The following is a 19,538-nucleotide window of genomic DNA, read 5'->3' on the forward strand; positions in this document are numbered from 1 at the left end:
TGCGGGCGGGGCGGGGCAAGCGCCATGACCGGAAGGTGCGGCCGGTGTGGAGCGGGGCGGTGGACGAGCCGCGGCTGGTGGTGCTGGAACCGCTCGGCGACGACGGCGCGGTGTGTGCGCCGCGCGACTGGGGGACGGTGTACGACGCGTCGCTGCTGCGGCGCACCAGTGTGCTGCTGGCGGAGCCGGGCAACGAGGCGGTCGCGGTTCCGGGTGATGTGCAGCGCCTGGTGGACGCCGTGTACGCGGACGACTTCGGGGAGGGCCTGGAAGGGGCGGCCCGGCGTGAGCTGGCGCGGATGGACGCCGAGCGGGTGGCCTCGGCCGCGGCCGAGGGGCAGTTGGCCGAGGGGACGACGGTGTGTGCGCCGTTCGACGTGCGAGGCGACCTGTCCGTGCTCAGCGAGCGCCCGGTGGCCGAGGAGTTGTTGACGACGCGCCTGGGCGCGGACAGCGGCCGCGCGGTGTGCGTCTACGCGCGGGCCGGCGGGGAGCCGGCGCTCGACGCCGACGGCAGGGTCCCGCTGCCGGGCCGCGGTGGCGGGGTCCTGCGCCGTGAGGACGTCGAGTGGATCGTGCGGCACACGGTGCCGGTTCCCGGCCGGTGGCTGAGGGGCGGGGGTGGCGAGCACGAGGTGCCGCGCTCATGGGGGAAGCGGCCGGTGCTGGCCGACCTGGTGCTGCTGCCGATGCGCCTGGACGGGCAGGGCCGGTGGCGGTGCCGGCTGGGGGAGAGGGAGCTGGAGATATCGGAGGAGGTGGGACTTTCCGAGATCTAGCCACCTCGTGTACGTACGTGTCGCTAGGTTGGGTGCACCGGATCCCCAGGGTCGTCGAACGGCCCGTCGGGGCAGGGGTGTTGCCCGATTCCGCCCGCGGCGCCGCCTGGGCGCGGCCGCCGCGTCGTCCTGTCCGTATCCGCCTCACCGGAGGCCTCCTTGCCGTCCGCACCACCCGTTGGCTCCGCGCCAGCACTCCTGCCGGCCCCGTCGGCACCAACCGGATCACCGGTCCCGCCGCGGCCCGCGTACAACCTGTTCGACGAGCCGTGGATCCCCGTCCGCTGGCGCGACGACGTGCCCACCGGCGACAACGAACCACCACGGCCCGACGCGGTGGGACTGCGCCTGCTGCTGCTCCACGCCCACGAGATCGAGCGGATCGCCGTGGCTCTCCCGCCGGCGCTGTCGGCGCTGTACCGGGTCCTGTACGCGATCACCGCGCGCCTGACGGGCCTGGACGCGGCCTTGCCCCGTCCCGGCGACACCCGGGCCGAGGGTGAGGACTGGTCGGAGCGGCGGGTCGCGCTCGCCGACGATGGGAGCTTCGACCCGGACGACGTGGAGACGTTCGCAGCGGAGTGGCGGCACCGGTTCGACCTGTTCGACCCGCAGCGGCCCTTCCTCCAGGACCCCCGGCTCGCCGGGCAGTGCGACCCGGCGAACACCGCCGGGGTGGACAAGCTCGTCACCACCCGCCCGTCGGGCAACAACCACGCCTGGTTCCGGCACGTCGACAGCACCGCGCCCGACCTGCCCTCCAGCGCCGAGGCCGTCCTGCACCTGCTGGTCTGGCACTACTACGGGCCGTCCGGCCGCTGCTCGAGCCGCACCGTCGACGGCACCAGCACGGCCAACAGCAAGGCCGGACCGCTGCGCAGCACGCTGTCCTACCACCCGGAGGGCGAGTCGCTGTTCGTCACGCTGCTCGCGGGCCTTCCCGAGCCCGGGGCCGCGGTTCGCCGGGAGGAGGACCTGTGTCCATGGGAGTGGACGCAGCTGCCGGACCCGGGTGGTGCGCCGCCGGTCCTGGCCGGGAGGTGTTCGGAGCTGACGGCCCGTTCCCAGCACGCGGTGCTGCTGGTGGCCGACGGCGGTGGGGAGCGGGTGCGCGACGTGTTCATCACCTGGTCCTCTCTCCACAAGATCCCCCGGGACGGGGACCCCTACCTGATCTGGCAGACCAGTAAGGAGGGCAACTCCTACCCCCGCCCGGCCGACTCCGGGCGTGCCCTGTGGCGGGACCTGGACGCGCTGCTGCTCAAGGAGCCGGACGGTGTCGCTCAGCCGCGCCGGCCGAAGGTGTTCTCCACCGCGGTCGAGGTGTCGGAGTACCTGTGGGTGCGGGCGCTGGGCTTCGAACAGGACGGCCAGGCCAAAGACGTGCAGTTCGTCGACGCCACCACCCCGCCCGTCCTCGAGTTCACCGAGACCGAGAACCGCGCTGGCCCGGCACTCGCCGTCGAGATCGGCCGGCTGCGGGTGCTGGGGGAGCAGTACGGCGTGCGGCTGGAACGGGCGGTGAAGAAGGCCTGGGCGGCGTTCACCGACGCGTCGAAGGTCCGTGACTGCTCGTGGGCGGCGGACGCCGCCGCCCGGTACTGGCCGGCCGCCGAGGCGGAGTTCTGGAGGCGCCTCGAGGGCCGCGACTTCGCGGGCGCCGCCGCCGTGTTCCGCGCCATCGCCGAACAGGCCTACGACACCGTCACCTACAAGGCTCTCGGCACCGCGCGCGGCTCCAAGGCCTGCACCGCCGCCCGCCTCGAACTGTACGGCGGTCCCACCAAGAAGACGGGCAAGGCCCCCCGCGGAGCGGGCAAGGCCGGCCAGAGCTCCAGCAGCACGGAGGACCAGTGACCGACACCACGACGATCCCCGCTCCCACCCCGCCCACGGAACCGCCGCCCGCCGCCTCGAACCGCGGCACCGTTCCGGCGCTCGGCCGCGCCCGGGCCTTCGCCGCCTGGATCGACCGGCGCAGCCACGACGACCCCGGTGTCCGGTCGGCGCTGCGGCGCGGGGTGGGCAAGCCGGTGGACAAGGCACCGTTCATGCACCGCTACGTCGCGTCGTGGCTGACCGAGGAGCAGTTGCGCGACCGGGACGTGGAGCGCGCGCACTACACGGTGGCGGCGCTGGTCGCCGCGCAGCGCCGCGACCAGTACACGGCCGCCGCGTGGGCGGCGGGCAGCGGCGGGCGGGACGGGGACGCCGCGGGCGGCACCGGACCCGCCCCGGCGGCCGGGACCGGTGGGGCCGGTGCCGGCAGCGAAGACGGCCAGGCCGACGGGACGGGTGCGGGCGGTCCACGGACAGACACGGCGGTCCGGCCGGGGCGCAGTCTGGGCCGGTCGCTGGCCGACGGCGTCGGCGCCGGGCTGCGCGAGGCGTCGGTGGAGACCAAGCTCAACCTGCTGACCCGCCAGAGCGTGGAGGGGCTGCACCGGCACCTGCCCGCCGCGGTGCGCCAGCTGCGCGAACGCGGCGTCGACGTGGACTGGGCGCAGCTGCTGGTGGACCTGTGCCGGTGGCGGCGGCATTCGGGCGCGGTGAAGCGCCGGTGGCTGCAGGACTACTACCGGGCGGTGCAGGCCGGTGAGGAGCGGGCCGCGCGCGAGGCGGACGAACGCGACACCGCGGTCGCCGCCGATACCGCCGGCGGCGGCCAGGGGGAGGCGGACGACCGAACCTGACCCCCCAACGGGGCGAGGCCCGTCGCCCCGCCGCCCGGCTTGCCGTTTCGTACCGACTTTCCCCGAACCAGTCCAGGAGAAGAACAGTGCCCTCCCGTTCCGACGCCGCGTCCGCGCGTTTCCTCGACCTGCACGTCGTCCAGGCCGTGCCGTTCGCCAACCTCAACCGCGACGACAACAACTCCGTCAAGACGGTGCGCTACGGCGACACCGACCGCACCCGGGTCAGCAGCCAGTCCTGGAAGCGCGCCGTCCGCGAGTACTTCCAGGACGGCTTCGGAGAGCGGGCGCTGCGTACCCGCCGCATCGGCGCGCGCGTCACGCGCCTGCTGCAGGAGGAGCACGGCTGGCCCGAGGACCTCGCGCAGCGCGCCGGCCAGCACACCGCGGCGGGCAGCAGCATCAAGTTCGAGACGTCCAAGGACACCCCGGTCGTGACCACCAACGCGATGGTCTATGTGCCGGAGAGCGCGGTCGCCGAACTCGCCGCGCTCGCCGTCGAGCACCGCGACGCGCTCGCCGCCGCCAAGGACATCAAGAAGAGCAGCGACAAGAGCGTGCTGCCCAAGGACCGCATCGACACGATCCTGCGCACCCGCAACGGCGTGATCAACCTTTTCGGCCGGATGCTCGCCGAGGTCGACGACGCCGGCGTCGACGGCGCCGTCCAGGTCGCCCACGCCATGACCACGCACGGTGTCGATGTCGAGCTCGACTACTTCTCCGCCGTCGACGACGTCACCTCCGCCTGGGGCGACACCACCGGCAGCGCCCACATGGGCACCGCCGAGTTCAGCGCCGGCGTCTTCTACCGCTACGCCACCGTCGACCTCGCCGACCTCGCCCGCAACCTCGGCGGCGACCTGACCGCCGCCCGAGAGCTCGCGGGCGGCTTCGCCGAGGCCTTTCTGCTCTCCCTGCCCCGCGCGAAGAAGACCGCCACCGCCCCCCACACCATTCCCGACCTCGCCCACGTCGCCGTGCGCGCCGACCGCCCGCTGTCCTACGCCGCCGCGTTCGAGCAGCCCGTCCGCTCGCACACCGACGGCGGCTACGCCCTCCCCTCGCGGGCCGCGCTCGCCCGCTACGCCACGGCGGCGGACCGGCTGCTCGGTGGCCGCGGTCGGGTCTTCGCCGGCTGGGCGAGCCTGGAGGACAAGGACCTGACCGGGCTGGGCGAGCACGTCGAGTCCTTCCCCGCTCTCATCGACGCCGCCCTGGACGCGGTGTACGCGCGCGAGACGGTCGACGCGTGAGCGCGTACCTTCCGGCCCCCCGCCCGGCTTCCGGCGGGCGGGGGCTGCTGCTGCACCTGGCCGGGCCGTTGCAGTCCTGGGGCGAGCGGAGCCAGTTCAACGAGCGCGACACCGCGCCGTTCCCGACCCGCTCGGGTGTCATCGGCCTGCTCGCCTCCGCGCTTGGCCGTGAGCGCGGCGCGGACATCACCGACCTGGTCGGGCTGTCGCTGACCGTGCGCGTCGACCGGCCCGGTGTCCTGCTGCGCGACCTGCACACCGTCGGTGGCGGCTTGCCGCCCGGCGCGACGGTCACCACCGCGGACGGCAAGAAGCGGCCCGGCGCGTCGTCCACGCTCCTGTCGCACCGCCACTACCTCGCCGACGCGGCGTTCACCGCGGCGGTCACCGGCGACCCGGCTGTGCTCGCCGCGTGCGCCGACGCCCTCGACGCGCCGAGGTGGCCGCCGTTCCTCGGCCGCCGTTCCTGCCCGCCCGAGGGCCCGCTACTGCTCGGACTGTTCGACGACGTCACCCGGCAGCTGATCGGCCTGCCGATCGCCCGCCGCCGACCCGCGAGCGCCGCGAACGTCGAGGTCGTCTTCCACGGCGACCGCCCGCTCACCTTCCTCAGCCACGGTGGCGGCCCCGGTGAGGACGGGGCGCATCCGGCGGGCCAGGTGACCGACGAGCCGTCGACCTTCCACCCGCGCCACCGCGCCTACCGCGCCCGTCCCCGCTACCAGCGCACCCTCGCCCTGCCCGCCGACCGGTGCGCCGGCCTCGGCACCGCCTACCTCACCGCCCTCGGCGACCACCTCGACCGCTCCGCCGACCGACGCCGCCCCGAAAGCACCCGTCCATGAGCCTGTGGCTGACCCGCATCATCCCCGACCAGCGCAGCCGCGAGGCGCGCCGCGACGGCACCAACGCCGTCGATCTCCACCACCGCCTCATGGCGCTCTTCCCCGACCACACCGTGGAAACCGCCGCCCGGCGGAATCTCGGTGTCCTGTTCCGCACCGAGCCGGCGGCCGACGGCGGCCACCAGATCCTGCTGCAGAGCGGCGTGCAGCCCGACCTGACACGGCTGCCCCCCGGCTACGGCCGTGGCGCCACCAAGTCCCTCGCCCCGCTCCTGGCCGCCATGCGCGAGGGACTCGCGGTGCGCTACCGCATCGCCGCCAACCCCATCCGCAAACCCGGACGCACCACCCGCGAGCTCTACAGTCTGAGCGCCGTCGTCCCGCTGCGCGGAGCCGCGGCCGACGACTGGTGGACCCGTCAGGCCGACGGTGCCGGCCTGGAACTCACAGCCCTGCGTTCCGAGCCCCTCGACGCCGCCCGCGGCACCCGCCGCAGCGACCAGCACCACATCAAACACGACCGCGTCCTCTTCGAGGGCACCGCCCGCATCACCGACCCCGAACTCCTACGCACCCGCCTGACCGCCGGGATCGGTAAGGGCAAGGCCTACGGCTGCGGCCTGCTCAGTCTCGCCCCCCACCGAAACGACGTGTGACTGCCTCACATCCCGATACCAATAGCGCCCGCCGGCAAACTGGCCGCTCCGCATCGTCCAGAACGACGTCCTCCCCGCGAAGGCGGGGGTCAGCCGGACTACGACCGGCAGCGGGACTAGATCGTCGCGGACGGCTGCGTGTCGACGGAGGCCGCACAGTGGCTGCGCGGGCTGGACGGGCCGATCGCCGTCCCGGGCTCGGTACCGGGCCTGATCGCCGACGTGTACGACGCGGCCTGGGAGCCGGGCCGGATGGACGGCGACGACGCGCAGCGCCTGGCCGGGGAGCAGGTCCAGGCTGCGGCCGCGGATCTGGCGACGATCCCGCCGCCGTCCCGGGTCAACGACCGGCACCCGTTGACGTCCGCGTTGGACCCGGATCTCGCCGTCGCCCGCCTGGGTGGCGAGTCGAAGCGCATCCTGCCTGTGTGGCCCACCGGCGACGGCTGGACCTTCGTCACCGCCGACGGCCCGGCCAGACTGCCCGGTCGTCCCGGCAAGGAGGACGTCCGCACGGTCATCCTCTCGACCGTCCAGGTCCGTTCGGCCTGGCTCACCGGCGCCGGACCGGAGACGCTCCCACCCGGCCCGTGGCAGGACATCCCCGCGCTGCGCGACATCGCCCTGATCCCCCACGGCCAGGGGACCGGCGGATGGCGTGCCCCGGACGGGCGGACGATCCGCCTCGACCTCCTGGACGGCATCGTCCGCGAGTAGCCCTGCCTGCTTCCGCATCGTACGGCGGTCTTCCCTGCGGACAGCCAGCCCGCCCCAGGCACGGACCGCTGGGCTGGCCGGCGTGGTAGGCGGTCGGCCGCCGGGGTCCGATCGCCCGGAGAATCAGTTTCCAACTGTCATTGATCAGTTGCTAACCAACAGGTTCAGTTGTAGATTTCAGGCTGTCACTTGCAACTGAACTGCCATTCCGGGAGAACCTGCTCGTGGATATAGAAGCGCTGAGAGCTGAACTACACAGGGCGGTCGACGCGATCGTCGACCGCCATCTGCACGGCGAATCGGGTAGCGCCGGACCGCAGGAAGTGGTCTCCGCTGTCGGGCAGCCATACCCCGACGGGTGGCACTACCGGTGGCCGGGCGGCAAGGAGGAGAACTTCCACCGGGCGCAGGAGTACGACGTCGACGGGGGCAGCGGACGGCACCGAGTGGTGGTGGCCTGGGCAAGCCGACAGGCATGGGGACGGGAGCGGCTCAGGGCGATCGTCTTCCTCGAGCTGAAGAAGGAGAGCACCTACTACCCTCTGACCGAGTTCGTCGAGACCGACGACGAGCGCTTCGCCGCAACCATCCCCCGGCCCGGCCACGCCCGCGCCCAGCTGCGCGTCGACGACCCGATCCCCGAGCGGCTCCGAGGCTACGTCGTGGAACGCGCGGACGTGCTCTTCACGACCATCGCCAACAGCTCGGCCGTGCGACTCGTTCTCGGGAAGGACGACGAGGAGGAGATGGTCCGACACGGCTACTGGGTCGCATCGGAGCGCAACCGCTTCTGAGTCGACCCCGGCCGCGAGGCCAGCTGGTACCGCCTCACCGCTCGCGGGGCGGCCGGCCCCATCACCACGCGACACGACGCCGCCCTAGCCAGGACGGCAGGAAGGACCGATGCCCTGTGGGGGGAAGGGGGAGATGCACCAGGGCCTGGAGCGTGCCGCGCGCACCCGCCCTATCCGGAAGTCCGTCCAGGCCCGGATGCGCTTCCCGTTCAGGGCGCCAAGGGCTCATCCCGTCGGCTCGCCCAGGGCCCTCCTCCCGGTTCCAGACGGCCGGCAGCCCGTCGAAGGCGTCGGCCTGCGTCGCCCAGAAGAAGAAGTGGTGCCGGTCGGGGTCGGTAACGACGGCGAAGCGGACCTCGGGGGCACTCATCGGTAGTCGTACCTCAGCAGGTTCATGGGGTCGCCCTGCGGCGGCGCCAAGGCGGACCGGTAATCGGGACGGTCGGCCCAGCGGACGGTGGCGTGCAGCAGGACCAGGCCGAGGCCGTCGATGAAGTCGGCGTCGGCGCCGTCGAGGCAGTGGTCTCGGTAGCGGGCGAGGTCGCCGTGGATCGCGGCCTGGGCCCGCGCCGCGCGCAGGCCGTGGTCGGCGGTGAGCTGCCAGCGCCGGTCCTACGCCGGCTGACGACCCTCGGCGGCGGCGGGCATCAGCGGATCTCCTTCCGGTCGGCGGCGGCGCGGCGGGCCGCCTCGGCGGCCGAGTTCCACGCGCCGTGGGCGGCGCGGCGGGCGGCCTCCCCGAAGGCGGTGCGGGCCCGGGCTGCGAAGCCGCCGACGGCGTCGTCGGCCGCGGTGCGGAGCTCGCCGGTGAAATCGCGGGCGGCCTGGCCGGCGGTGGCGCGCGCGCCACCTGCGAAGTCCCGCAGGACGGGGCTGGCGGCAGCCCCGATCCGGTCCCCGTGGGCGGCCCACAGTGCGCGGGCCAGCTCGTCGCCGACGGCGACGAGCACCTGGACGGGCAGGCTAAGGGAGGTGGCGCGCGGCCGCTTCATCGTCATGCCCGGAGCCTATGACTGTGATCGTCAACCCTGATACAGATTCACCCTTCAGAGTGAATTACGATCGATTTGTCCCACCGATACCGCCGTTCGACGCTTGCGCGCTTTGAGATCTTTCTCCGCCGGTAGAGTGACAACCGCTGCCTCTCTCACCCCAGCAGCCGGTCCGCTACGGGCCGGTGACGACCCGTCGGAACACCGGCGGGCGTCCGACCGAGAGGGGGGTCCCATGCCCAAGTGGCACAGGACTCGCTGGGGGAGCGCGCTCCTATTTCTGGCCCTGGTGCTGGAGATCGGCGCGCACGGCGCGGAGGTCTACGAGCGGCTGCACGAACTGCTCCCGCACCTGTGACCCCGCGCTGACGCTTTGATGGCAAAAAGGGGCCCAGGCATGCCCGCCTGGACCCCTCCGCGCCACCCAGCGGCAGCGGTTGCACCACACGAAGGGCCGTCATTCCTGCAAGGGGGCGGCCCTTCGTGCCGACCGGAGCCCGGCACCCGCGCCAGCCGTCGAGACGGGCAGGCCGGGGCACGGACCCGGATTCGATGTATCGACTCTATCGTCCCGTTCGTCCGGCCGCGCCGCTGACGGACCGGCACCTACTCACGTTGGTAGGTGCTCCGCGGACCCGGCCGCCGGGCACCGTCAGCGGTTGTCCTGGAAGGCCACTAATCCGCCCGCGACGAGGCCCTGGTCCCGGGCGGTGCCGTGCGAGGACTGCGGCACCGAGGACGCGGCCGGCCTGTGCGTCGCGTGCTGGAGCGTGCGGGCCACCCGCACCGCCGTCCGCGAGTGCGTGGACCTGGCGCTCGCCGGATCCGCGGACCTCGCCGACCATCAGAACGTCAACGCCGTCGCCCGCCAGGTCCACAACGAGCTCCACGAGGAGATGCGCCGGCCCCTCCCGGTCGCCGAGGCGGTGAACGCCTGAGTGACGCAGCCCCAGACCGGCGCCGACCTCGCCCGCACCGCCCTGCGCGCCGCCCGCCAGGCCGCCCGCACCCACGGCACCGCCCCCGCCCCGCAGACCGTCCACCCGGTCCGGCCCGCCACGGCCGCACGCCGCGGTCCACGCGAACCCGAACCCCTCACGGAGGTGTTCCTCGCCCTGGTCACCGCGCACGGCTGGACCCTGGGCACCGCCGGCGGCGGCCTGCGAGACCACTGGCCAATGATCGTCGGCCCCGACGCCGCCGCCCACTGGCACCTCGCCTGCTACGACCCGACCACCCGCCGCCTGCGCATCACCGCCGACTCCCCGGCCTGGGCCGCCCAACTCCGCTACCAGACCCGACACATCCTCACCGCCCTCGACCAACTGCGCCCCGGCACCGTGGTGGCCATCGACGTCCGCGTCGGCCCCGCGCCCGTAATGCAGCACGACCAAGACCTCGACGACCGACCCACCCGCCGCGACAACGGATCGGCCGCACAACCGGCCTGGCCCCTGCTCGCCAACCACCACGCCTACCAGGAACTACGTCGCAGGATGCGCGAGAACGCCGCAGGATGCCGGGCTGCGCTCGACGAGGCCGCCGCCAAACGGGAGGCCATCCTGCACCGGCACTACAACTGGCTGCGCGAGCCCGAGGACGCCCACCGGCCCGCGATCGAGGACGCCCCGACCTCGGACGCCGACCAGCATGCCCACCACCAGCGAGAACGCCACCGCGCCGCTCTCGCCGTCGCCCGCGCCACCCGGGCCGGGGCGATCCCGCTGCGCGCCGCCCGCCTGGCTCCGCCGAGGACCGGAGCGGCGTGAGTTGCGGCCGGCCTCGCTCGTTCGGGGAAATCCAGGACAACCGCGCGGTGGTGCGACAGGGTGGCCGCGACAACCCGTTCGCCAGCCCCGGATCGGGCCGCAGCAGATCAGCAGCGAGGTGGAAGCGCGCGAGCGAGCAGGAACGGCCGGCCGGCCCGGCCTTCGGGGTGCTGCCCCACGACCTGCGTGCCGAGCAGCTGCTCCTGGACAGGATGATGCGCTCCAAGGGTGCAGCCGTCGGGCGACTGACCACCGCGCCGGTGGGAGGACCACGCGCCCATGCCCTGCTGGTCATAGATGACCGGCTGACCCCCGTGCTCGCGGGGAGAACTCAGGCCCGCCGTGCTGGCGGTTTCTACCGGCTTACCCGCAGCAGTTCGTTGTCAGCGGTTCCAGTCTCGGAGTGCTCGGACGCCGAGGTCGTAGGCCATGGAGCCGAGGGCGAGGACGACAAGCGGCCACACCAGCGGGGAGTCCGGCGGCACCGCACCGGACAGCAGCGCGCCGCCGACCGAGCCGGTGCCAACTATGGCGGTGCAGGTCGGCGCGGCGGGCACGCGCAGCACCAGGCCGCGCTCGGTCTGCGGGGCGGGCGGGCGGCGGCTCATCGGGTCACCGCCGCCGCAGCGTGCTGAGTGTGCCGGGTGCCGAGGTGGCCCAGCTTGCGGCGGACCTTGTCGCCGCAGGCGGAGGGCAGGTCGGTGCCGATGACGGCTTCGGTAGGGCCCGCTGCCGGGCCGGAGTGGCTCCGTGGTGTGGGGCGCCACCCAGGGCGCTGCCCCACACCGCGGTCCTGGCCGCTGCCCGCAAGTGTGTGCGCAGCTGGCTGCGCAGACGGCCCAGGCTGGTCTTGGTGCCGAGGCGGGAGAGGAACTCGTCCGCGCCCCAGAGCACCAGGTGGCCCTGGCGGGCGAGGTAGAGGCCGACCTGGTCGATGCCGTAGTCGTCGTCGTAGTCGAGCAGGAGGTAGCCGGCGAGCTGGTAGATCTCGTCGCGGCCGAGCCGTTGGGGACGGGTGCTGGCCTTGCAGTCCAGGAGCAGGCCGTCGAGGATGAAGTCGGCGTCGGCGCCGCCGATGTCCGCGCTGCCCGCGAAGCCCGGGCCGCAGACCCGGTCCTCGGAGGGCAGCGAGCGGAATGCCTTGAACGGTTCTTCGGCGAGTTCCATCTGGCGTCGGAGGTCTTCGACGACGTACGGCGGGACGTCGGCGCACAGCTGGTCGAGGGTCGTCGCCCCGGTGGCGCCTGCCAGCGGGTTGTGCCGGCGGAACTGCCCGCTGCGGAAGACGTCCTCGAAGTGCGCGGCGACGAAGCACAGCCGGCTCAGCTGTTCGTCGTCGAGCGCGGCGGGCCGGGCGAGGTACTCGTCCACCGTGGCCAGCAGCTCCAGCCCGGCGGCGTGCAGGGCCATGCGGGCGTCGTCCGCGGGCGCTCCCACGTGCCGTTGTCCGAGGCCGGCGCCGTGGACGCCCTGTACGACGGCTTCGCCCGGCGGGCGGCCCAGGGACAGCCGAAGCCGGTAGTCGACGGCGTGCCCGAGCGCCGGCCAGTCCGGGTACTGGACGTCGACGGGCTGGACCGGGTGCGGCAGGCCGGCGATGCGCCGCTGGTAGTCGGACACCACGGCGCCGCTTCCCGGCAGGTGTTCGGCCATGAATCGGGACAATGGCGACGTCGTGTACTGCAGCTGGCCGGTCAGGCTCAGGTGGACCATCGGGATACCGCCGATGGTGCCGTCCTTCTCCTCGATGGCCATGGCCTTCTCGTAGCCGCCCACCCAGGAAAGCCCTCGCGTGTCGAGCTGGTGGCGGGCCCGGGTGACCGCCACGTAGACGAGCCGCGCCTCGTCCAGCCGCATGGGCAGCTGTCGACCCTCGTCGGTCGCCGGCGGTGGTGCGAAGCCCTCGCCGACCCGCACGGTGTCCCACTCGCGGCCCTTGGCTTTGTGCACGGTGGAGACCGTGACCCTGGCGGCCTCCTTCGGGCTCAGGTGTGCCACGGCCTTGAGGATCAGGGGCGCCCCGTAGTCGTCGACCAGCTTGACGATCGCCTTCAGGTCCTGGCCGGCCTTGTCCTGCTCGACGTACTCCTGCACCTCGCCCCAGGAGTTGAACAGGAACAGTTCGGGGTGGCTGGTGCGGCGTCCCGCCTGGAGTTCGAGGGCGGCGTTCGCGATCCGCTCCAGGGCGCTGCCGCCGCCGGCCAGCGCGACCGGCACTCCGTCGTCCAGGAAGCCCAGGACCTCCTGCATCGCGTCCGCGTTGCCCCGGCACAGCACCGCGTCGGGTTCGCTCAGCGGTCCGAGCCGCGAGTCGACCGCTCCGGAACCGGTCAGGCGCAGGTCGGACTCCGCGTGCTTGAGCCACCGGTTGGCCTCCTCCGCGACCCGGGGGCCGAAGCGGAACGACTGCGTCAGGTGGAGGTGCTCGGCGGGGAAGCCCGTCATCACGTCCTTCGCCGAACGCCAGCCGTAGATCTGCTGGGCCGGGTCGCCGACGCAGATGCGCTGCGCCGTCTGGTTGAGGAAGATCTCCTCCAGTACCGGGTTGGTGTCCTGGGCCTCGTCCAGCAGGATGAAGTCCGCCGGCAGCACCGGCTCGCCCATCGCCCACATCTTCATGTAGAAGTCGTGTTCGAAGCGGAGCCTGCCGTCCAGGGACTGGATGTCGTCCCACGCCTTCACCGCGTAGGGCAGCAGCGTCCGGGCGGCGAAGTCCTGGCCCTGCGCGCTGAGACCGTTCAACCGGTCCATGTGCCGGGCCATCACCTGGCGGTCGGTCGTGTAGCAGAAGCGCCGCACCATGCCCATCACCAGCCGGGCCTGGTGGGCGATCGTGATCTTGGTGCCTTCCACCATCAGGTCGCTCGTGATACCGAGCAGCCGCGCGGTCTGCTTCGCCGGGATCCGCGCGGACGACTCCAGCCGCGGCCCGTAGTTCTTCCCCACCGCCTTGAAGGCCAGCGAGTGCGCCGTCCGGCACTCCACGTTCCAGTCGAAGCGGCCTCGGGCATCGTCCGCGATGGCCCGGTTGAACGAAATGTACAAGCCACGCTTCTTCGTGGCGGAACCCATCAGCATCAGGGTCGAGGTCTTGCCCGTACCGGCACCCGCCACCAGAGCCAGATCCCGGCCGGCGACGAACACCTCCCTCGCGGCCTGCTGCTCCTCGGTCGGTTTCATGGCCATGCGGTCCTCCTCGGTGTGCGGCTTCATGTACCGCGATCACAGAGGATCACCAGATGGAGACGCACCGTCAAGGCGATCTTCTGGGGCGTGGCCGTCTCCCTCGGTCCCGCCGTCGGCCGGGCGGTGCCGCCAGAGCCGCTCTGCCGGGCCTGCTCCCGACGGCTTCGAAGCGGGAACACCAGGGGCGCGTCGTCAACGGCTGCGACGAAGGAATCAGCCGATCCGGCGTACCACCGCCACGACTCGTGCCCTCCCGAACCGGTCCTCGTTGCCCTCCGCGACATAGGTACAGCCTCACCTGAAAGGGGGAACCCGGCATGCGGGTCATCATGGAGGCGCAGCGGTTCGAGTTCGAGGGCCGGTGGGTTGAGCGACGGCTCGCCGCGGGCTGGGCCGCGGTGGTGGGTGAGAGCGGTGCCGGCAAGTCCACCGGGCTCGAGGCGCTCTTCCTGACCTTCGGGCCGACGCCCTGCCTGAAGGCGATGCCGGCCGCGAGGGCCTGCAGCCGCCTGGCCGTCACGATGTCGATCGGCGACTCCCGGTGGAGCATCACCTACAAGCCGGGCGCCTCCAGTGTCGAGTTCGAGGACTCGGGCGATGCTGGTACTCCGCCGGTCCGGTTGCCCTTGGTGTCCAGGGATCCGGACAAGCCCACCGCGGGCCGGTTCCTGCTCGACCAGCTCAAGATCCCCGTCCTGCGGGGGAACGGCAGGGAACTGTCCTTCGAGCACATCCTGCCGTTTGTGTACGTGCGTCAGGCCACCGCCGGGGTCACCTACCTCGGCGGGCTGAAGCCGGAGCTGCGGGAGCTGGCCGTCAAGGCGCTGCTCGGCCTGCGCGAGGACGCCATCGAGGCCGCCCGCACCCGTCTACGGGCGGTCCGCCGGGAGCTCGCCGCCACCCGCCGGGAGCTAGTCGGCTACGAGGCGCTGCGCGACAAGCTCGGCTTCACCACGCCCGAGGAGCTCATCCAGCGCCGGCACCAGGCAGAGCACGACCTCGCCCAGGCCCGCGAGGCTGCCCGTGGCACCGCTGGTGAGCTCAGCGCCGCCCACGGCCGCTTGCAGGAACTGCGCGACACCGCGAGGAAGACCCATGGCGACACGGGCGCCGCGGACGAGGCCGCCGACCGCGCCGAGGAGCACCTTCGCGAGGCGCTGCGGCGCGTGGGCCAGGCCGAGGGTCGTCTCGCGGCCCTGCGCGAGCCCGCTCCCTCCGCTTGCCCGGTGTGCCGCAGCCGGCTGCGTCCCGTGCCGGACGGCGTCTGCCGGATGTGCAAGGAGCCCCACCCCGGTCGGCGTCCGCAGGGCCCGGACCTCGCCGAGCTGCTGCGCGAGGCCGAGCAGGCTCTGGCGGCCGCACGCCGTACGTGCGATGCCCGAAGGCAGGCCGCGGCCGAGGCCCGAGGGCTTTCGGCGGCCGCGCACCGGGCGGTGCGGGAGGCTCACCGGGCGGCGGACGCCTTCGCCGACGGGGTCGTGGAACCGCTGCGGCGTGCCGCCCTGGATGCGGAGAAGCGTGTCCAGGGGCTGGCCACGCTGGCCGGGCAGCTGGCCGAGCGGGTCGAGGAGCTCGGCACCGTCGATGTGCAGCGGGCGGCGCTCGCACGGCTGGAGGAGGAGGCGCGCACGGCGTCGGAGGCGGTGAACGAGGCGGAGTCCGAAGCCCGCCAGCGGGTGGCCGACCTCCTGAAGCGGTGGTCGGTCCTGTTCGCCCGGCGCATGGCACGCGCGGGCGGCCAGTGGCGCCACGCGTACATCGCCGAGAGGGGTTTCACCCCGGTCGTCAACGGCGAGGCCTTCGACTCGGTATCGGTCGCCGGGGCGACCTTGGCGCTGGTCGAACTCAACGCCCTGCTGAGCCTGAGGGACCTTGGCCAGGAGGTCCCGGGCAGCAGCGTACCCGGCCTGCTCGTCGTGGATTCCGCGCTGGTCGGACTCAGCGACACGCCTTCGGACCTCGCCGTGCGGACCTACCTCCTGGAAGCCTTCGCGGAGGCCGCGCGCGGCGAGGGACCGTTGTCCCAGGTCGTGACGGCCTCTCAGGAGCTGGTCGGGGAGGTCCCGGGTGCCCGTCGGACCGTGGTCAGCAGGACCGCCCCGTACATCCCGGAACTCGTCCTCCCGGATGCCAGGTCCGAGCCGCGGTAGGCAGCCTCCGCGCGTACAGCGCGCCGTACGCCCGCGGTGCGACGTTGCCGAGTGCCAGCTTGCTGCGGCCGCCGGTCGGACACCGGCGGCCGCGGCGCCTGCTTGCGGTGTGCTCGTCGGGCTCGGTGCGCGCAGCCGGGTATGCCCTCTCCGCCCTGATGCCCACACCCGACGAGGTCGCCGCCCGCCTTCGCCTCGTCGGCCTGATCCCCCACGACCAGGGGACCGGCGGATGGCGTGCCCCGGACGGGCGGACGATCCGCCTCGACCTCCTGGACGGCATCACCCGCGAGTGATGTGCCGTCCCTGCGAGCTGCGTTGCAGGCCATCGTCGGCGGCCCGCTCCGGTCAGTGCGACTTCGGATCGCGACGTCAGCCGTTCCGACGTCGGAGGGCTCGTACGCCGAGGTCGTAGGCCATGGAGCCGAGTGCGAGGACGACGAGCGGCCACACCAGCGGGGAGTCGGGCGGCACGGTGCCGGACAGCAGGGCGCCGGTGACGGAGCCGGTGCTGGCCATGGCGGTGCAGGTCGGTACGGCGGGCACGCGCACCAGCGGGCCGAGCCCCGTCCTGGGAGTAGCTGGCCGCCGGTTCATCGGGTCACCGCGGCGGCGAGGGCGAGCTCGGTGTGCCTGTCGCCGATTCGGGAGAGTTTGCGGCGGACTCGGTCGCCGGCCTCGGCCGCCAGGTCGAGGTCGAGGGCGGCGTCGGCCCAGCTGCCCCTGCGGGTGGCCCAGAGGTTGGCGACGGCGGCCTCTGTCGCGTTCAGGCTGCGGAAGACGGCATCGATGCGGGGGTTGGCGAGGCAGCGGTCCAGCGCGAGGGCGTCGGCTGCGGCCCGGTCCGGAAGGACGTCCCGGAGTGTCACGCCGTCACGGTTCGGGGTCTCCAGCAGCCACACCCGTTCGGCGCTCCGTTCGCGGACCTCGCCATCGGGGCCTCGTCGGCGGAAGCCGCCGGTCTTACGCTCCCACAGAGGGGTCCATCGTCGGCGTTCGGCGGCGGTGTTCGCCCGCAGGATCGCCAGCAGTTCCGGGTCGGCGAGGTAGCTGCCGAGGTGGTCGACCCAGTCTCCGAGCAGCATGGAGGTGACCGCGTCCCTCCACTGTTCGGGCCGTACGTGGCCGAGGACGTTACGCGTGAAGTTGTCGACGGTGGCGTGGTCGCCCTCGATCGCGGCCCACCGGGCGGACAGTGCGGCCAGCAGGGTCTCGCGGGTCGGCGGCCAGTCGGAGATGAACCTCCACCACATTCCGACAGCGATCCAGCCCTCGGGGACCTCGTCCGAAAGCCAGAAGAACACCCCCTGCGGCACCCGCCTGATAGTCACCGGACCAGCAGGGATACCGACGTTCCCACCGGTCCTTCCCAGCATCAGGAGATGGAGGGCCTCCTGGCTCCTGGAGCGGCCGTCGGGGAGCGGATCCATCTTCAGGCACTGGACCGCCCGGCCAGTCCAGCGCAGCGGGTCCTGAAGAACGGCCAGCCCTGCCGGGAGGGTGCAGCCCCGGGCTTCGGTGGTCATCTTGTTCTCGGTCCTCCGTCTCCTGGGGAACTTCCCCTACTCTTCGCCCCGGCAGCGGACCGAAACGGCAAAAAATCTCGATCCCACAGATGTGTTCTGTGTCACACCAGGGGGCAGCCGAGCAAGGCGCACCTGGTGCGGGGGCTGGGGAATGGATCGCGCCGCAGTGCCGGGTCGGGGTGCGCTCGGCGGTGCCTCGCGCACCGGGCAGCGGTCACATTGTGGCCGGCGGCGGAGTTGAAGTCCTCGGTGGCAGCCGAGGTGGGGGTTGCGGCTGTGACCATGCGGGTCGACGGTTGCTCGCCGAGGGCGTTCGGCGGCTGCCACCCTGAGTGAGGTGGGCGGGCGACCGCCTTCGTGCCGGCGGGCCGGGCTGCGCCGATGACCACCTTGCGGGTCCGCGGCACCGGGTGCGCCCTGGATCGTTGTGGTTCGGTTTGGTCCGGCCGTGACCAAACGGTGTGCTCGGGCGACCGGCGGTGCGTGGCGGGCGGGGGTCGGTCGGTCAAGATGCTTGATCTTCCGTCAGATTTGTTCAACTTCTGCCCAGCCTGCAGGAACGGGGTGTCCGGTCGGTTTCCTGGTCTCGAACAGGCCCCGCGGCCCGGGCCGAGGGTCGGTCCGGGGTCCGGGGCGGGAGGACGGAAGACCATGGTCGGCATCGACGGCGGCGGCCGCGCTGATGCGCACGATGACGCCCCGAGCCCGCAGGTACACCAGGACCCTCCCGAGCCGACGCCCGACTCCGGGACCGGGGACCTCGCGGCGGACACCACGCTGCCCGACGAGCTGGTCGCCCTGATGGTGATGCACGGCGAGGCGTACTGGGAGTACGCCCGCCTGCACCTCGGCGACTCCGACGCCGCCGACGGCCTGGTCGACGACGTCTTCGCCGACCTCGCCGCCACCTGGGACACGGTGCTGCGCCAGGAGAGCGTCGAGGAGTTCTGCTGGGGCGTGCTGCGGGCGACGGTCGACGACGCCCTGGAACGCCGCGCCAGGCCGTCGGCCTTCACCGAGGCCGCGTTCGCCGTCGCCATGGACGACGCCCGGGAGGCGTTCCAGGCGTTGGAGAGCGGGATCGGGCTGTTCGCGGCGATCGGCGACCTGCCGGGCAGGCAGCACGACGTGGTCGTGCTGACCTACGTCCTCGGCTACCCCATCGTCACCGCCGCGCGAATCATGGGTATCACCCAAGGCGGGGTGTACAGCCTGCGCCGCGACGCCCGCCGCCGGCTGGCCGCGGCGCTGGGTCTGGATGAACAGACTGCCGAGGAGGCGGAAGAACAGTGATCGACATCCGCAGCGCCGTCAACACGCGGGCCGACGCCGTCCGCGAGGCCACGGACCCCAGCCGGACCTGGGCGCCGCTCGCGGAAGTCCGCCTGCCGGAACCTGAAGGCAGGAGCCGGGCCGCCGCCTGCCTGGACGACGCACCGGCCCGGATCGCCGCGCGCCTCGCGCTGCGGACCCCGGCGCAGCCCTCACTCTCGGTGGTGGCGCGTCTGGACCGCGCCAGGTTCGAGCTGCTGGCGCTGTGCCACCTCGTGGTGGAGGACGTCCAGGCCCCAGGTTGGATCAGCGCGCTGGCTGACACGCCGGCGATCGAGCCGCATGGTGCGCTCGTGCTCGGCGCGCTGTGCCACCTCGCCGTCCACGAGGGAGACGCCAAGGACGGCGCGATGATTCGCCACTCGCTGGCGGACGGGCCGCGCACGTGGTGGCAGCTGGCCGCCGGAGCCGGATGCTTCCAGGCCGCCTACGCGCTCACCCTGCTGTCCGCGGGCCGCGGAGACCAGCGGGAGGCGCGGCACTGGCACGACCAGGCCTGCCAGCTCGCCGGCCACCGGGACGTCCGAACGGCGGTCCTGGCCGCCTACGACGGCTTCCAGCCCACCCACGGCCTGTGCCCCGCCATCCGCGAGGCCCTGGCAAGCCTGCCGACCAGCCGCGACCCGGACTTCGGACGAACCCCCGCGGTCGACCCGGGCCCGCTCGCCGAAGCACTCCGCCGGCACCGCACCGGCACCTGCTGCCGCCCCGCGACGCCGTAGACGGCCCGGAGCACGAGGCGGCCGTGGTGAGGCCGTCCCGATCGGCAGCCGCCGACCGCTGGCGTCGACCACGCAGCGCGCCACATCGGGGAGGACCGAGCGACCATCCAGCCTGACCACC

General features: G+C 73.0%; 19 protein-coding genes and 1 pseudogene. 15 read left to right on the top strand and 5 right to left on the bottom strand.

Annotated elements, in window-relative coordinates; all coding sequences use genetic code 11:
- The 8 genes and pseudogenes from ACFRQN_RS28195 to ACFRQN_RS28230 all read left to right on the top strand — a co-directional run.
- Window positions 1–779: pseudogene (locus ACFRQN_RS28195) on the top strand (CRISPR-associated helicase/endonuclease Cas3); the annotation flags it as partial.
- Between the two features lie 255 nt (window positions 780–1,034).
- On the top strand, window positions 1,035–2,636 hold the full coding sequence (gene casA, locus ACFRQN_RS28200) for a type I-E CRISPR-associated protein Cse1/CasA (RefSeq protein ID WP_380743005.1): 1,602 nt from the start codon (window positions 1,035–1,037) through the stop codon (window positions 2,634–2,636).
- Window positions 2,633–3,472, top strand: coding sequence for a type I-E CRISPR-associated protein Cse2/CasB (gene casB, locus ACFRQN_RS28205; RefSeq protein WP_380742977.1), 840 nt, complete (start codon window positions 2,633–2,635; stop codon window positions 3,470–3,472). Before casA ends, casB begins: the two co-directional genes overlap by 4 nt.
- Window positions 3,473–3,558: 86 nt before the next feature.
- On the top strand, window positions 3,559–4,728 hold the full coding sequence (gene cas7e, locus ACFRQN_RS28210) for a type I-E CRISPR-associated protein Cas7/Cse4/CasC (protein WP_380742979.1): 1,170 nt from the start codon (window positions 3,559–3,561) through the stop codon (window positions 4,726–4,728).
- The gene (cas5e, locus tag ACFRQN_RS28215; protein WP_380742980.1) at window positions 4,725–5,573 is read left to right on the top strand and encodes a type I-E CRISPR-associated protein Cas5/CasD; all 849 of its coding nucleotides are present in this window, start codon (window positions 4,725–4,727) and stop codon (window positions 5,571–5,573) included. The genes cas7e and cas5e overlap by 4 nt, the downstream gene beginning before the upstream one ends.
- Window positions 5,570–6,229 carry a type I-E CRISPR-associated protein Cas6/Cse3/CasE gene (cas6e, locus tag ACFRQN_RS28220; RefSeq protein ID WP_380742982.1) on the top strand — a complete coding sequence of 220 codons (660 nt, stop codon included), beginning with the start codon at window positions 5,570–5,572 and terminating at the stop codon, window positions 6,227–6,229. The genes cas5e and cas6e overlap by 4 nt, the downstream gene beginning before the upstream one ends.
- Before the next feature lie 138 nt (window positions 6,230–6,367).
- Window positions 6,368–6,946: a hypothetical protein gene (locus tag ACFRQN_RS28225; RefSeq protein WP_380742983.1), complete on the top strand. Its 579-nt coding sequence runs from the start codon at window positions 6,368–6,370 to the stop codon at window positions 6,944–6,946.
- Window positions 6,947–7,170: 224 nt separating this feature from the next.
- The gene (locus ACFRQN_RS28230) at window positions 7,171–7,740 is read left to right on the top strand and encodes a hypothetical protein (protein WP_380742985.1); all 570 of its coding nucleotides are present in this window, start codon (window positions 7,171–7,173) and stop codon (window positions 7,738–7,740) included.
- A 647-nt stretch (window positions 7,741–8,387) separates the two neighbouring features.
- On the opposite strand, the gene ACFRQN_RS28235 is transcribed toward ACFRQN_RS28230, so the two are convergent.
- On the bottom strand, window positions 8,388–8,738 hold the full coding sequence (locus ACFRQN_RS28235; RefSeq protein ID WP_380742987.1) for a hypothetical protein: 351 nt from the start codon (window positions 8,736–8,738) through the stop codon (window positions 8,388–8,390).
- A gap of 229 nt (window positions 8,739–8,967) precedes the next feature.
- Between ACFRQN_RS28235 and ACFRQN_RS28240 the strand changes: the two genes are divergently transcribed.
- The 3 genes from ACFRQN_RS28240 to ACFRQN_RS28250 all read left to right on the top strand — a co-directional run bounded on the left by ACFRQN_RS28240 (window position 8,968) and on the right by ACFRQN_RS28250 (window position 10,501).
- Window positions 8,968–9,090: a hypothetical protein gene (locus tag ACFRQN_RS28240; protein ID WP_380742989.1), complete on the top strand. Its 123-nt coding sequence runs from the start codon at window positions 8,968–8,970 to the stop codon at window positions 9,088–9,090.
- Window positions 9,091–9,442: 352 nt separating this feature from the next.
- Window positions 9,443–9,670, top strand: a complete 228-nt coding sequence (locus tag ACFRQN_RS28245) for a hypothetical protein (protein ID WP_380742991.1) — start codon at window positions 9,443–9,445, stop codon at window positions 9,668–9,670.
- Entirely contained in the window at window positions 9,671–10,501 is an 831-nt protein-coding gene (locus tag ACFRQN_RS28250; protein ID WP_380742993.1) for a DciA family protein, read from the top strand.
- Window positions 10,502–10,884: 383 nt separating this feature from the next.
- On the opposite strand, the gene ACFRQN_RS28255 is transcribed toward ACFRQN_RS28250, so the two are convergent.
- Both ACFRQN_RS28255 and ACFRQN_RS28260 read right to left on the bottom strand, forming a co-directional pair.
- A complete protein-coding gene (locus ACFRQN_RS28255; protein WP_380742995.1) occupies window positions 10,885–11,109 on the bottom strand; it encodes a hypothetical protein in 225 nt (74 codons plus the stop codon).
- Window positions 11,110–11,113: 4 nt separating this feature from the next.
- Window positions 11,114–13,687: a UvrD-helicase domain-containing protein gene (locus ACFRQN_RS28260; protein ID WP_380742997.1), complete on the bottom strand. Its 2,574-nt coding sequence runs from the start codon at window positions 13,685–13,687 to the stop codon at window positions 11,114–11,116.
- Between the two features lie 317 nt (window positions 13,688–14,004).
- On the opposite strand from ACFRQN_RS28260, the gene ACFRQN_RS28265 reads away from it, so the two are divergent.
- Window positions 14,005–15,837 (top strand): hypothetical protein, encoded by a 1,833-nt coding sequence (locus tag ACFRQN_RS28265; protein ID WP_380742999.1) that lies wholly within the window; start codon window positions 14,005–14,007, stop codon window positions 15,835–15,837.
- Window positions 15,838–15,995: 158 nt separating this feature from the next.
- Complete coding sequence (locus ACFRQN_RS28270; protein ID WP_380743001.1) at window positions 15,996–16,133, top strand: hypothetical protein; 138 nt, start codon at window positions 15,996–15,998, stop codon at window positions 16,131–16,133.
- 76 nt (window positions 16,134–16,209) lie between these two features.
- Here ACFRQN_RS28270 and ACFRQN_RS28275 read toward each other — a convergent pair whose 3' ends face one another.
- Complete coding sequence (locus tag ACFRQN_RS28275; protein ID WP_158077800.1) at window positions 16,210–16,383, bottom strand: hypothetical protein; 174 nt, start codon at window positions 16,381–16,383, stop codon at window positions 16,210–16,212.
- 47 nt (window positions 16,384–16,430) lie between these two features.
- Window positions 16,431–17,168 (bottom strand): hypothetical protein, encoded by a 738-nt coding sequence (locus tag ACFRQN_RS28280; RefSeq protein ID WP_380743003.1) that lies wholly within the window; start codon window positions 17,166–17,168, stop codon window positions 16,431–16,433.
- Between the two features lie 846 nt (window positions 17,169–18,014).
- Between ACFRQN_RS28280 and ACFRQN_RS28285 the strand changes: the two genes are divergently transcribed.
- The gene (locus tag ACFRQN_RS28285; protein ID WP_107418975.1) at window positions 18,015–18,656 is read left to right on the top strand and encodes a sigma-70 family RNA polymerase sigma factor; all 642 of its coding nucleotides are present in this window, start codon (window positions 18,015–18,017) and stop codon (window positions 18,654–18,656) included.
- On the top strand, window positions 18,653–19,417 hold the full coding sequence (locus ACFRQN_RS28290; RefSeq protein ID WP_074006188.1) for a hypothetical protein: 765 nt from the start codon (window positions 18,653–18,655) through the stop codon (window positions 19,415–19,417). Before ACFRQN_RS28285 ends, ACFRQN_RS28290 begins: the two co-directional genes overlap by 4 nt.
- Window positions 19,418–19,538 lie beyond the last annotated feature (121 nt).

Origin of the sequence: Kitasatospora sp. NPDC056800 (assembly GCF_042789775.1) — a bacterium.
Classification (GTDB): Bacteria; Actinomycetota; Actinomycetes; order Streptomycetales; family Streptomycetaceae; genus Kitasatospora.

What these genes read in the sequence shown, in the direction of transcription:
- ACFRQN_RS28285 (WP_107418975.1), top strand. Translation starts at nt 18,015, where the DNA reads ATGGTCGGCATCGACGGCGGCGGCCGCGCTGATGCGCACGATGACGCC.
- cas6e (WP_380742982.1), top strand. Translation starts at nt 5,570, where the DNA reads ATGAGCCTGTGGCTGACCCGCATCATCCCCGACCAGCGCAGCCGCGAG.
- ACFRQN_RS28260 (WP_380742997.1), bottom strand. Translation starts at nt 13,687, where the DNA reads ATGGCCATGAAACCGACCGAGGAGCAGCAGGCCGCGAGGGAGGTGTTC.
- ACFRQN_RS28270 (WP_380743001.1), top strand. Translation starts at nt 15,996, where the DNA reads ATGCCCACACCCGACGAGGTCGCCGCCCGCCTTCGCCTCGTCGGCCTG.
- ACFRQN_RS28265 (WP_380742999.1), top strand. Translation starts at nt 14,005, where the DNA reads ATGCGGGTCATCATGGAGGCGCAGCGGTTCGAGTTCGAGGGCCGGTGG.
- ACFRQN_RS28255 (WP_380742995.1), bottom strand. Translation starts at nt 11,109, where the DNA reads ATGAGCCGCCGCCCGCCCGCCCCGCAGACCGAGCGCGGCCTGGTGCTG.
- ACFRQN_RS28235 (WP_380742987.1), bottom strand. Translation starts at nt 8,738, where the DNA reads ATGACGATGAAGCGGCCGCGCGCCACCTCCCTTAGCCTGCCCGTCCAG.
- ACFRQN_RS28240 (WP_380742989.1), top strand. Translation starts at nt 8,968, where the DNA reads ATGCCCAAGTGGCACAGGACTCGCTGGGGGAGCGCGCTCCTATTTCTG.